This window comes from Adlercreutzia equolifaciens (assembly GCF_029076695.1).
Classification (GTDB): domain Bacteria; phylum Actinomycetota; class Coriobacteriia; order Coriobacteriales; family Eggerthellaceae; genus Adlercreutzia; species Adlercreutzia equolifaciens_A.
The window spans coordinates 1-318 of the sequence record NZ_JARFIK010000251.1 but is presented as its reverse complement, the minus strand read 5'-3'; the positions used below and the strand labels follow the sequence as shown (position 1 = coordinate 318).

The following is a 318-nucleotide window of genomic DNA, read 5'->3' as shown; positions in this document are numbered from 1 at the left end:
ACCGCATGGTGCAGGGGTAAAAACTCCGGTGGTATGAGATGGACCCGCGTCTGATTAGGTAGTTGGTGGGGTAACGGCCTACCAAGCCGACGATCAGTAGCCGACCTGAGAGGGTGACCGGCCACATTGGGACTGAGACACGGCCCAAACTCCTACGGGAGGCAGCAGTGGGGAATATTGCACAATGGGGGAAACCCTGATGCAGCGACGCCGCGTGAGCGATGAAGTATTTCGGTATGTAAAGCTCTATCAGCAGGGAAGAAAATGACGGTACCTGACTAAGAAGCACCGGCTAAATACGTGCCAGCAGCCGCGGTA

At 56.0% G+C, this 318-nt stretch carries 1 rRNA gene; it reads left to right on the top strand.

The features are described from left to right. A 16S ribosomal RNA gene (locus PZH32_RS12275) occupies positions 1 to 318 on the top strand; the annotation flags it as partial.